The organism is Myxococcus sp. AM011 (assembly GCF_013372595.1).
In the GTDB taxonomy this organism is placed as follows: Bacteria; Myxococcota; Myxococcia; order Myxococcales; family Myxococcaceae; genus Myxococcus; species Myxococcus eversor.
This window is the reverse complement of sequence record NZ_JABXEM010000323.1, coordinates 1-11,795: the sequence shown is the minus strand read 5'-3', so window position 1 is coordinate 11,795 and position 11,795 is coordinate 1. Positions and strand designations below refer to the sequence as shown.

The following is an 11,795-nucleotide window of genomic DNA, read 5'->3' as shown; positions in this document are numbered from 1 at the left end:
CAATCGGGGTGGAGTGGGGCGCGGGGGCGAGGAACGACGCGGCCCAGGCCGGGTCCGCTCCGGGCGCGGGACGCTTCTCGGCGCGCAGCGCGAGCCTGTTGTCGGCGGGCAGGGACGGCGACGACGTGGGTGGCAGCGAGTCCGTCTCGGCGGGGAGCGGCAGTGCCTTGCGCTTCTCCCCCTTCTCGCGCCCGTCCTTGAGGGCCAGCTTCGCGGCGAGGGCCTGCTCCTTCTCGTTCTGCCGGGCCAGGCGCACGGCCTCTTCGGCCATGGCCTCCGCCTCGGCGGCTTCGGCCTCTTCGGCGGCGCGCTCGGCTTCGGCCAGCTCTTCCTCATCCGCCTCGATTTGCGCGAGGAAGGCGGCCTCCTCCAGCTTCTCCTCCGCCGCGCGCTCCTGTCGGACCTTGTAGGACGCCTTCTGCGCCTCCCAGAAGACGTTCGCGGACTCGGCGACGCGGCGGCCCAGGACGCTCAGGCCGGCCCACACCAGCGAGCACAGCTTGAAGAACGTGTACTGCGTCCCGACGATGAGGGCGGCGGCGCTGATGGCCGTCACCAGGATGACGGTGCCGACGGTGGAGAACAGCCCCTCCATCACCCCACCCAGGCTGGCGCCCAGCGCGCCTCCGGGAGGATGTGCCCAGCCCTTGTCACCGGCGAACATGAGCTGCGCCAGGACGGAGATGCTCACGGTCAGCAGGAAGAGGCTGATGATTTGAGGGCCGCGCTTGCGCTCGCGGCTGCCCACGAAGAGCACCATGGCCGTGTAGAGCCCGCCCACGGGGGCCAGGTAGGCGCACACGCCCAGCATCCCTCGCAGCGTCTCCGCGATGAGGTGGCCCATGGGGCCCACCGCGTTGCGGAAGCCCGGTCCGACCCTGTCATGGGCGTCGAACGTGGCGACCGCCAACAAGGACAAGAGCGACGCCGCGAGCAGGAACACGCCGGTGATGGCACGCCCCGCGCTGCCGTCGCCTCCCTCGGCGCCCGCCTTCCGTCGCTTGTCCGCGAGCGCCTTGCGACGCGTCGCGATCTCCTGACGGGAGAGTACCGCCTTTTCCGCCCGACCCTTCTTCGCCGTCATGACCTTCTTCCCTCTGCGCGTCTCAGCCGCGTAGCGGGCTGTAGCAATGCCCGTCGCGAGTGTAGGGAGGGAGGGGGTCTGGTCAATTTTCCGGCAGTCGCTCCAGTCCGGGCGGACGGTGCCGGACACAGGGCCTACATTTCGGCTGCGCCCTCCACCAGAGGGGGTATGGTGCCGCCACGATTTCTTGGAGGAGCATCGCCATGGCAGACACCGACAAGCCGTCCTCGAGCGAGGAAGAGTACTTCGCCCGGGAGGACATCGAAAAGAAGCGCAAGCTGGCGCTCCAGCAGGCCGCGGAGACGGCGGAGAAGCAGCGCGAGGAGCTCAAGAAGCTCCACTGGATGAAGTGCCCCAAGTGCGGCATGGACCTCCAGACGCTCAAGCAGGGCAACGTGGACCTGGAGACGTGCTTCAACTGTGGCGGCGTCTTCCTGGACTCCGGTGAGCTGGAGCAGCTGATGGCGCACCACGGCCACGAGGGCAGTGGCAAGGTGATGGGCGCCATCCTGAACCTCTTCAAGCGCAAGTAGTCACTCGCGGTCGGAGGCTTCCACGCATGGCCCTCACGCTCGAGCAGGTGCGACATGTGGCCACGCTGGCGAGGCTGGCGCTGACTCCCGAGGAGGAGCAGCGCCTGTCCACGCAGCTGTCGGCGGTGCTGGACGCGGTGACTCAGTTGCAGTCGCTGGACGTGGAGAACGTGGAGCCCACGTCGCACGCCACGCTGACGGCCTCGCTCCTTCGGGAGGACGTGACGCGGCCCTCGCTGCCGCCCGAGAAGTCGCTGGCCAACGCCCCGGCGAAGTCGGGCACGTCCTTCGCGGTGCCCAAAATCATCGAGTAGCCAGGAGGGGAGCCCCACGTCATGCAGCTCACGGACCTGACGATGCTGGAGCTCGCGGAGAAGCTGGCCGCGGGTCAGGTGTCCTCCGTGGAAGCCACCCGCGCGTGTCTGGAGCGCATCCAGCGGGTGGACCCGAAGATTCGAGCCTTCCTGCGCGTGGACGAGGCCGGTGCCCTGGCCGCCGCCGAGGCCAGTGACGCGCGCCGAAAGGCGGGCACTCCGGCGAGCCGCCTGGACGGCGTGCCCGTGGGACTCAAGGACCTCTTCCTCACCGAGGGTCTGGAGACCACCGCCGGCTCGCGCGTGCTGGAGGGCTTCGTGCCGCCGCTGGACGCGACGGTGGTTCGCCTGTTGCGCGAGGCGGGCCTGCCGCTGCTGGGCAAGCTCAACCTGGACGAGTTCGCGATGGGCTCCTCCAATGAGTCCAGCGCGTACTTCCCCACGCACAACCCCTGGGATGTGACGCGCACGCCGGGAGGCTCCTCGGGAGGCTCGGCGGCGGCGGTGGCGGCGCGCGAGGTGTTCGGCGCGCTGGGCACTGACACGGGCGGCTCCATCCGCCAGCCCGCGGCCTTCACCAACACGGTGGGCCTCAAGCCCACGTACGGGCGCGTGTCGCGCTACGGCGTCATCGCCTACGCCTCGTCGCTGGACCAGCCCGGTCCGATGACGCGCACGGTGTCGGACGCGGCGGCGCTGCTCCAAATCCTCGCCCAGCACGACCCGAGGGACTCCACGTCCGCGCCGGTGACGACGCCGGACTACTCGGCGGAGCTGGAGCAGGGCGTGCGCGGGCTGAAGCTGGGCGTGCCGCGCGAATACTTCGCCCAGGGCATGGAGGAGGAGGTGGAGGCCTCCGTGCGCGCGGCCCTGCGCGAGTACGAGCGGCAGGGCGCGACGCTGGTGGACGTGTCGCTGCCACATACGCAGTACGCGCTGGCGACCTACTACCTCATCGCTCCCGCCGAGGCGTCCAGCAACCTGGCCCGCTACGACGGCGTGCGCTACGGCCTGAGGGCCAAGGACGCGCGCGGCCTCAAGGAGCTGTACTCGCTGACGCGTGAGCGGGGCTTCGGGCCGGAGGTGAAGCGCCGCATCATGCTGGGCACGTACGCGCTGTCCGCCGGCTACTACGACGCCTACTACCTGCGCGCGCAGAAGGTCCGCACCCTCATCCGCGAGGACTTCACGCGCGTCTTCAAGGAGGTGGATGCGCTGGTGGCTCCCATCTCTCCGGTGGCGCCGTTCAAGCTGGGCGAGAAGGTGGATGACCCGCTGTCCATGTACCTGATGGACGTCTACACGCTGCCCTGCAACCTGGCGGGCGTGCCTGGCTTGTCGGTGCCCTGCGGCTTCACGAAGGCGGGGCTGCCGGTGGGGCTCCAGGTTCTGGGACGGCCCTTCGACGAGGCCCTCCTCTTGCGCATCGCTCGGGCCTTCGAGCGCGAGCACGACTTCTTCCGCCGCCTCGCGCCCATCTAGGGCACGAGGTCCGCATCGGTGACACCGCCATGCCCGTGAGCGATTTTCAGCCCGTCATCGGCCTCGAGGTCCACGCGCAGCTCCTCACGCAGTCGAAGATTTTCTGCGGCTGCTCCACCGCGTTCGGCGCGGAGCCCAATCGCAACACCTGTCCGGTGTGCCTGGGCATGCCCGGCGTGTTGCCCGTGCTCAATGAGCGCGTCGTCGACTTCGCCATCCGCACGGGCCTGGCGCTCGAGTGCCGCGTCAACGCGAAGAGCGTGTGGAGCCGGAAGAACTACTTCTATCCGGACCTGCCCAAGGGCTACCAGATTACGCAGTACGACCTGCCCATCTGCGAGCACGGCAAGCTGCTCATCGACACGCCGCAGGGCGAGAAGCTCATCCGCGTGCGCCGCATCCACATGGAGGAGGACGCGGGCAAGAGCGTGCACGACGCGGGCGGCGGGCAGAGCCTGGTGGACCTCAACCGCGCGGGCGTGCCGCTCTTGGAAATCGTCAGCGAGCCGGACCTGCGCGACGCGGACGAGGCGGTGGAGTACCTCAAGGCGCTGCGCGACGTGCTCGTGTACCTGGGTGTCAACGACGGCAACCTGGACGAGGGCAGCTTCCGCTGCGACGCCAACGTGTCGGTGATGCTCAAGGGCTCCGACACCTATGGCCAGCGCTGCGAGCTGAAGAACCTCAACTCGTTCCGCTTCGTGAAGCAGGCCATCGAGTACGAGATTTCGCGGCAGGTGGATGTCATCGAGTCCGGCGGGAAGGTGGACCAGGAGACGCGCCTGTGGGACGTCAACAAGGGCGTCTCGCGCTCCATGCGCAGCAAGGAGGACGCGCACGACTACCGGTACTTCCCGGAGCCCGACCTCCCGCCGCTGCACGTGACGACGGAGGTCATCGAGGCGGTGGGCCACACGCTGCCCGAGCTGCCGCGCGCGAAGCTCCAGCGCTTCGTGAGTCAGTATGGCCTGCCCGTGTATGACGCGCGCATCCTCACCGCGGAGCGCCCGCTCGCGGACTTCTTCGAGGCGTGCGCCGAGCGCTACCCGGACGCGAAGAAGCTCGCCAACTGGTTCCTCGGAGAGCTGCTGCGGCTCTTGAAGGAAGAGGGCTCGACGGTGACCTCGGTGCGCTTCACGCCCGCGCAGTTGGCGGAGCTCCTGGGCGCCGTGGACCAGGGCACGGTGTCCGCGAACGCGGGCAAGGACGTGCTGGCGGAGATGTTCCGCACGGGCCGCTCGGCCCCGGACATCATCGCGGAGAAGGGCCTCGCCCAGGTGAGCGACACGGGCGCGATTGAAGCCGTGGTGGACGACATCCTCGCGAAGAACGCGGGCGAGATTGAGAAGTACCGCGCGGGCAAGAAGCAGGTGTTCGGCTTTTTCGTGGGCCAGGTGATGCGGGCCATGAAGGGCAAGGGCAACCCCGCGCTCGTCAACGAGCTGCTCAAGAAGAAGCTCGGCGACTGATTTACGGGGTGCACGCGGGCACGGTGACGTGGAGCACGTCCTCGTCCCGCGGGTTCTCCGAGCAGGCGAGCACCCGTGGTTGCGCGGCGTCCGTGCGCTCCAGGATGAGCGAGGGCGCCTCGAAGTGGTTGTCGAGCAGGTCTCCCACGAGCTGGGCCGTCACGGTGTAGCGGACCCGGCGGAACGTGGAGAGTTGGGAGGGAATGCCCTCGTCGAACCAGTGCTGGCTTCCCGTGCGCGGGTTGCCTCCCGCCGACTCGAAGGGCCACGGTGAGTCCCACGGCCACGGGTTGGCGGACGGGTGGGCGAGGATGTCCGCCCCCAAGGCGTCCAGGTACTGCGCGCAGGGCACGAACCAGGGCTCCTTCGCGGTGTGGGGCTTTCGGAAGGCGTCGTAGCCCAGCAGCGTTCCCAGTCGGCCGAAGGGCGTGGCGAGCACCGTCATGTCCTCGGGACGTCCGGGACTCAGGTGCAGCACGTCCTCGCGGCCGGGCACCAGGTTCACCTTGCGCGTCACCGCCACGCAATGACCCTCGGGGTCGAAGGTGTGACTGGTGTTGTACGTGCGCGCGCCTCGGGGCTCGAAGTCCGGGGTGCCGAGTCCTCGTCGGTTGTCAGGAAGCAACGCGCTGCCCGCCACCACCCACAGGCGGAAGTCCCGGGCGATGCCGGAGAAGGTCTCGTGCACCACTCGATGCACGCGGGAGGCGAGCGCGGCGTAGAGGCACTCTTCCCGCGTCGGCGGCTGGAGCGTTCTCCAGGCTCGCCACATGGGGGCCCACTCGGCCAGGGCCACGCGGCGCATGGCGCCTCGGGTCGTCGTGTGGCGTTGAACCCGAGGCAGGTGACCCATCATCGCCAGGGGCGCGCCCACCAGCTCCGGCCACACCGCGAGGGCGGGGTGGAGGGGTCGCCCGGATGTATCGCGTGCACGCAGCGCATCGACTCTCGCCGCGAGCGCGCGGTGCTTCGCGGTGAACGATGCGGGGGACGCGTAGTCCTCCAGCGAGACACGAGGCTGGAGGGCGAACAGCTCGACGTGGGTGGGAGGCAGGGCGTCGTTCACGAAAAGGCCGGGGCATCCGGTGGGGCGCGAGCTTGCGCCGTCCACCGGGCAGAAGCGTGTGCCTACTTCAACAGTCCGTTCTCCCGCAGACGCTGCTGCAGGAAGGCGCCCGCGGTGATGGGCGCGTGCCGGGCTGGGTTGTCCGGCGTCTCGGTGCTGGGCAGGGGCTTGAGCACGCAGTCCGAATAGGGATGCACGAAGAAGGGCAGCGAGTAGCGGACGGTGTCCTCGTCCGCGCTCTTCGGATTCACCACCCGGTGCGTGGTGGCGGGGATGACCTCGTTCGTCACGCGGCTGAGCATGTCGCCGGAGTCCACGACAATCTGCCCGCGCAGCGTGTCCACCGGCAGCCACTCGCCGTCGCGCGTGAGCAGCTCCAGACCGGACGCGGTGCCCTCGCACAGCAGGGTGATGAGGTTGATGTCCTCGTGCTCGGCGGCGCGCACGCCCCCGGGGATGAAGCGCTCGCGCAGCGGCGGATAGTGGATGAGGCGCAGCACCGAGTTGCCGTCCGTGGCCATGTCACTGAACGTCGTGCGCGCCACGCCGAAGAACTCCGCCAGGGCCTGGAGCATGACGCCGGCGGCGCCATCCAGCTCGCGGAAGAGCGACAGGGTGTTCTCCCGGAAGGAGGGCACTTCTCCAGGCCACACGTTGGCGCCGTAGTCCTTCAGGTACGGGTGGCCGGCCGGAAGCTCGCGGCCCACGTGCCAGAACTCCTTCAAGTCCCCCACCTTGCGGTCCTTCGCGTGCTCCTTGCCGAAGCCGGTGTAGCCGCGCTGGCCCGCCAGCTCCGGCACCGCGTAGCGCGTCTTCACGTCCTCGGGGAGCTGGAACAGTCGCTCCACGTCAGAGTAGGTGCGACGGATGAGCGCGTCGTCGATGCCATGGCCGACGATGGAGACGAAGCCGAACTCCCTCAGTCCCTCACCGAAGATTTGGACGAAACGAGCGCGCTCGGTGGGTGTGCCGCTTCGGTAGTGGGACAGGTCGAGGAGAGGGATGCGGCGTGAGGTTCCGGACATGGGCCGCGCACCTTAATCGAGCGTGATGGATTGTCGGCAGCGACAGCGTCGGCCGGTGGACCGTCTTCATGTACCGCGGCGCTGGCTTGCGTCCCACCAGCCGACATCCTCGCGGGGCGCCAGTGGTCAGCATGGGACGGGAATGTCCAGATTAGCTGGGCAGGCCTGGGGGACTGGCATGGCCGAGGTGAGCAGCGGTGATGCGTGCGAGGCGTGCGGCCAGCGACATGGGTCGGCGACGTCTTGCTCGACGCTGGTTCGCGCGGAAGGTGAGGGGCCGGCGCCCAGGCCGAGGTGCCCCGTGGCGAGCGAGGACTCAGACCCCCTGGTAGGTGCCCGCCTGGGAAGCTTCCGACTGGTGCGCCGGTTGGGACGCGGCGGCATGGGCACGGTTTACCTGGGCGAGCACGTGTCCATCGGCAGTCGGGTGGCGGTGAAGGTCCTGCACGAGCACCTGGCCATGTACCCGGAGCTGGTGCAGCGCTTTCACGCGGAGGCTCGGGCCGTCAATGTCATTGGCCACGAGAACATCGTCAGCATCTTCGACCTGAACGCGGGGCCGCCCCGGCCGTACCTCATCATGGAGTACCTGGACGGCGCGCCGCTGTCCGCATGGGTGGGGACGCCGCTGCCCGCGCCCGCGGTGGTGTCGGTGCTCTCGCAGGTGTGCGACGCGCTCCAGGCCGCGCACTTGAGTGGAATCGTCCACCGCGACCTCAAGCCGGACAACGTGTTCCTGGTGCGGCGCGGGCGGGGCACTCCTTTCGTGAAGGTGCTCGACTTCGGCATCGCGAAGCTGGCGGACGCGAGCATGCCGCAGACCCACGCCGGCATCATCGTGGGCACGCCCGAGTACATGGCGCCGGAGCAGTCGCTGAGTCGCCGCGTGGATGGACGCGCGGACCTGTATGCGCTGGGGGTCATCGCGTATCAGCTCGTCACCGGGCGCCTGCCCTTCGGGGACGAGGGACTGACGGCGCAGCTCGTGGCCCATCAGATGCGGGCGCCGCCGCCGCCTCGCTCGGTGCACGCGGCGGTCCCCATGGCGTTGGAGCGAGTCATCCTGCGGACCCTGGCCAAGGCTCCCGAGGAGCGGTACGCGACGGCGGCCGTCCTGCGCGCGGCCTTGGAGGGGGCGCTGGCGGAAGAGGCGCGTGCGCGGACGAAGCCGGCACGTCCTCCCGTGCCTGTGAGGACCGTGCCTCCGGTGGTGGCTCCGGAAGTCATGGTGGCGGAGGACCTCATCGCGCCCTGGTCTCCGGCGCCACGGCCCGTGGCTCCGGGATGGGCCGCATCGCCTCCGCGGAATGCTCTGGAGGCTGCGCAGCCACTGGCGCCTCCGATGCTCATGCCCGTGGGTATCGCGAGTCGAGAAGGTGTGCCTGTTGGCCGGGGGCCTCCTCCAGGCCTGATGGGAGTCGTGAGTCGTGAGGGTGTGCCCGTTGGCCGGGGGCCTCCTGCTGGACCGGTGGGCGTCGCGAGTCGTGAGGGGGCTCCAGTTGCATCCGCTGGACGAGGGACTCCACCCGCGCCGATGGTGAACGCGGGTCGAGAAGGTGTTCCGGGCGCGCCCATCGGACGAGGGACTCCGCCCGCGCCGGTGATGAACGCGGGTCGAGAAGGTGTTTCGGGTGTGCCCATCGGCCGAGGGACTCCGCCCGCGCCGGTGATGAACGCGGGTCGAGAAGGCGTTCCGAACATGCCCGTCGGTCGAGGGACTCCGCCCGCGCCACTGCTTGACGCGAGTCGTGACGGTGTTCAAGGAGTGCCCATTGGCCGAGGGACTCCGCCTGCGCCAGTGGGCGTCGCGAGTCGTGAAGGTGTTCCAGGCGTGCATGCGGGTCGACGGCCCCCGCCCGTGCTGGTGGTGAGCGCGAGTCGCGAAGACGCTCCGGCCCTGCCCATTTGTCGGGGGTCTCTGGCGGCGCCTGTGGTGAGCGCGAGTCGCGAGGATGCGCAGGCCCTGCCCATTGGCCGGGGAACTCCTCCCGCGCCTGTGGCGAACATGAGGCATGAAGGTGTTCCGGGTGCGCCCGTCGGACGGGGGACTCCTCCCGCGACAACGGCGAACCCGAGCCGTGACGCCGTCGCGCGCGTGGGTGCTCCCTTCGGTGATGGGCTGCCCTCCGCGAGGCCGCCCACGGTGGAGCTTCCGGTGCGCGTGGTGTTGCGTCCCGGAGAGACTCCGGTGTGGCTGACGGGCTCGGACCTGTCGCGCGGCGGGCTGTTCCTTCGCAGCGAGGGGTTGCTCCCGCCGCTCTTCGCGCGCCTTCCCATGGTGCTGGAGCTGGACTCTGGTCCTCACTCCGTCGTCTGCGAGGTCGTCCGCCACGTGCCGGAAGAGCAGGCCCGGGTCTGGGGCATGGCCACCGGCTTCGGCGTCCAGTTCGTCGAGGCCACCCTGGCGCTCAAGGCCTCCGTGGACGCGCTCCTTCGCGCGGGCCCGGGTCGCCGTCCTCCGCCGCTCGTGCCCATGGCGGACGACGCGGAAGCCGCCCATGTGTTGGAGGCCTATCGGACGCGGCTGTCGGGTGACTACTACGCGGTGCTCGCCGTGCCTCCCGACCTGGACATGACCGCCTTGCGTGCCCGCACCCGCGAGGCCCGTGGCACGCTGGAATCGCTGCGCCAGCGACCCCTGTCTTCCTCGCAGTGCCTCCTGCTCGACTCCGTGCTCGGCCGGCTGCACGAGGCCGGAGAGGTCCTGGGCACGGTGACGCAGCGGGCGCTGTACGACGCCTGGCGGGGCAACCACCGAGGCGTGGCCCGGTGCCTGGAGGCAGGGCTGACGTCGGAGCAGCTCGATTCGCTCCGGCGGGAGTTCCTCGCGCGCAGGCCCCAGTCCGCGGGGATGGCGCGTGTGCACTATCTCTCCGGCTCCGCGCTGGAGCGGGAAGGGCAACTGATGCGTGCCCTGGAGACCTACGAGCGGGGCCTGGCGCTGGACCCGCTGGAGTCGAGCCTCCACCACCGCTACCGCACCGTCCGCCGGGCCCTGGATGCTCGCGGCGCCACGGAGCGCACCAGCGACAGGGCCCGACCTTCCTGAGGGAAAGCCGGGCCCGGTGAAGCGGAAGAGGTGGGTGACTACCCGCCAGCGGCCGCGGCGCAGGAGGCGCTGATGCCCTCGGTCCGGTTGAAGCACTCGCTGAACTGGTTGATCCAGTCCACTTCGCTGCCCACCTGGCAGTCCGGCAGGTCCTGGATGCAGTCCGCCAGGTCGCTCAGCCGGTCCTTGTCGCTGTCCGAGCAGGCATCCAGCGCGTCCTCGCAGACGCCCTTGTTGAACACGTCCTCGTCCCCGCCGGTGTCGTCGCCACAGGCCGCCACCTTGTCGTTGAGCGCCTTGTTCGCGTCTTCCAGGTCATCGCAGGCGTTGCCGCCGCAGCCGACGCCGAACAAAAGGGTGACGGCGGCCATCAGGCCGAACATGAATTTCTTCATTGTGGAATTCCCCCCGGGGGACAGACGGTTTTGTTGGTGGAGCGCTGATCGGCCGGGCTTGCTCTGGCCGGACCATCAGGTAGGTTCGCTCTTTCCCGGGGGCAATCTGGACTGCCGGACGAGATGATCCAGCAACCGTCTTGACTCCCCAGGGCATCTCCCGTAAATCCGGCCGTCCTTTGCGCCACAAGGGCGGTCCGTCCGTCCGAAATGCGCGGCCGATTCCACGGGTTGACCCAACCCGAAGCTGACAGGGGTTAGACGATGTACGCAGTGATTCGCACGGGCGGAAAGCAGTACCGCGTCGCCGAGGGCGATGTCCTCCGGATCGAGAAGATCGCCGGCGACATCGGAGCCGAGGTGTCCTTTACCGATGTCCTGCTGTTGGGCGGCACGGATAGCCCCAAGGTGGGTCGTCCCACGGTCTCCGGCGCTCGCGTCGTGGGCAAGGTGCTCGCGCAGGACAAGCACCGCCGCGTCCTCCACTTCCGCAAGGAGAAGGAGGGCTGGACCCGTCGCCGTGGCCATCGCCAGCCGTATACCGAGGTGAAGGTCACCTCCATCTCCGGCTAGTCCGGACGGTTTCACCTCAACTTCAGGAGCAAGGTGTCATGGCCCATAAAAAGGGACAGGGTTCTTCGCGAAACGGTCGCGATTCCAACCCGCAGTACCGCGGCGTGAAGGTGTACGGCGGCCAGGAAGTCTCGGCTGGCAGCATCCTGGTTCGCCAGGTCGGCACGGTCATCCACGCGGGCGAGAACGTGAAGCTCGGTCGCGACTTCACCCTCTATTCGGTGGTGGACGGCGTCGTGAAGTACGAGCGCCTGGGCCGCGACCGCAAGAAGGTCTCGGTCTATCCGGCCGCCGAGCAGGCCAGCGCCTGACGGTAAACCGGCCTCACAGGGCCGGTCGCCGCGAGGCATCCACGAGCGGGTCGCTTCTCCAGTCCACGCGCCCTTTCCGGCGCCCAGGACGCGAGGCGGCCCGCTCTGCGTTTTTCAGGAGACGCTTTCATGAAGTTCGTCGATGAGGTCCGCATCTTCGTGAAGGCGGGCGATGGCGGTAACGGCGCCGTGTCCTTCCGGCGTGAGAAGTTCATCGAGCGCGGTGGCCCCAACGGTGGTGACGGCGGCAACGGTGGCTCGGTCATCTTCGTGGGAGACCCGCAGCTCACCACCCTGCTGGACTACCGCTATCAGCAGCACCACCGCGCCAAGAATGGCGAGCATGGCATGGGCAGCGACTGCAACGGTCGCGCGGCCGACGACATGATCCTCCGCGTGCCGGTGGGCACGCTGGTGAAGGACCACCACACCGAAGAGCTGCTGGTGGACCTGAGCGAGCCGGGCCAGCGCTGGGTGGCGGCGAAGGGCGGGCG

At 69.1% G+C, this 11,795-nt stretch carries 11 protein-coding genes and 1 pseudogene; 8 read left to right on the top strand and 4 right to left on the bottom strand.

The genetic code is table 11. The features are described from left to right. The coding region (locus HUW62_RS41485; protein WP_176437569.1) for a DNA translocase FtsK 4TM domain-containing protein at positions 1 to 1,084 on the bottom strand (1,084 nt) is incomplete at its 3' end. A gap of 203 nt (positions 1,085 to 1,287) precedes the next feature. Here HUW62_RS41485 and HUW62_RS41480 point away from each other — a divergent pair. Genes HUW62_RS41480 through gatB form a run of 4 tightly spaced genes read left to right on the top strand, consistent with a single transcriptional unit; the run spans position 1,288 to position 4,882 of the window. Further along, on the top strand, positions 1,288 to 1,617 hold the full coding sequence (locus HUW62_RS41480) for a zf-TFIIB domain-containing protein (RefSeq protein ID WP_163868198.1): 330 nt from the start codon (positions 1,288 to 1,290) through the stop codon (positions 1,615 to 1,617). Positions 1,618 to 1,643: 26 nt separating this feature from the next. Beyond that, positions 1,644 to 1,931: an Asp-tRNA(Asn)/Glu-tRNA(Gln) amidotransferase subunit GatC gene (gene gatC / locus HUW62_RS41475; RefSeq protein ID WP_141646512.1), complete on the top strand. Its 288-nt coding sequence runs from the start codon at positions 1,644 to 1,646 to the stop codon at positions 1,929 to 1,931. Between the two features lie 21 nt (positions 1,932 to 1,952). Next, on the top strand, positions 1,953 to 3,413 hold the full coding sequence (gene gatA / locus HUW62_RS41470) for an Asp-tRNA(Asn)/Glu-tRNA(Gln) amidotransferase subunit GatA (RefSeq protein ID WP_163868197.1): 1,461 nt from the start codon (positions 1,953 to 1,955) through the stop codon (positions 3,411 to 3,413). Between the two features lie 29 nt (positions 3,414 to 3,442). Further along, positions 3,443 to 4,882: an Asp-tRNA(Asn)/Glu-tRNA(Gln) amidotransferase subunit GatB gene (gene gatB / locus HUW62_RS41465; protein ID WP_163868196.1), complete on the top strand. Its 1,440-nt coding sequence runs from the start codon at positions 3,443 to 3,445 to the stop codon at positions 4,880 to 4,882. Between the two features lies 1 nt (position 4,883). Here the strand turns inward: gatB and HUW62_RS41460 are convergent, their stop codons facing one another. Continuing rightward, positions 4,884 to 5,948 carry a carbon-nitrogen hydrolase family protein gene (locus HUW62_RS41460; RefSeq protein WP_163868195.1) on the bottom strand — a complete coding sequence of 355 codons (1,065 nt, stop codon included), beginning with the start codon at positions 5,946 to 5,948 and terminating at the stop codon, positions 4,884 to 4,886. Between the two features lie 62 nt (positions 5,949 to 6,010). Beyond that, complete coding sequence (locus HUW62_RS41455) at positions 6,011 to 6,973, bottom strand: isopenicillin N synthase family oxygenase (RefSeq protein WP_176437568.1); 963 nt, start codon at positions 6,971 to 6,973, stop codon at positions 6,011 to 6,013. A 178-nt stretch (positions 6,974 to 7,151) separates the two neighbouring features. On the opposite strand from HUW62_RS41455, the gene HUW62_RS50200 reads away from it, so the two are divergent. Continuing rightward, entirely contained in the window at positions 7,152 to 10,022 is a 2,871-nt protein-coding gene (locus HUW62_RS50200) for a protein kinase (RefSeq protein WP_368670619.1), read from the top strand. A gap of 38 nt (positions 10,023 to 10,060) precedes the next feature. On the opposite strand, the gene HUW62_RS41440 is transcribed toward HUW62_RS50200, so the two are convergent. Beyond that, positions 10,061 to 10,417, bottom strand: a complete 357-nt coding sequence (locus HUW62_RS41440; protein ID WP_163868193.1) for a hypothetical protein — start codon at positions 10,415 to 10,417, stop codon at positions 10,061 to 10,063. A 264-nt stretch (positions 10,418 to 10,681) separates the two neighbouring features. Here HUW62_RS41440 and rplU point away from each other — a divergent pair, with 264 nt between their 5' ends. From rplU to HUW62_RS41425, 3 genes and pseudogenes are all read left to right on the top strand, one after another. Next, on the top strand, positions 10,682 to 10,990 hold the full coding sequence (gene rplU, locus HUW62_RS41435) for a 50S ribosomal protein L21 (RefSeq protein ID WP_163868192.1): 309 nt from the start codon (positions 10,682 to 10,684) through the stop codon (positions 10,988 to 10,990). A 38-nt stretch (positions 10,991 to 11,028) separates the two neighbouring features. Further along, positions 11,029 to 11,301, top strand: a complete 273-nt coding sequence (rpmA, locus tag HUW62_RS41430; protein WP_163868191.1) for a 50S ribosomal protein L27 — start codon at positions 11,029 to 11,031, stop codon at positions 11,299 to 11,301. Positions 11,302 to 11,430: 129 nt separating this feature from the next. Further along, positions 11,431 to 11,795 (top strand): annotated as a pseudogene (locus HUW62_RS41425) (GTPase ObgE); the annotation flags it as partial.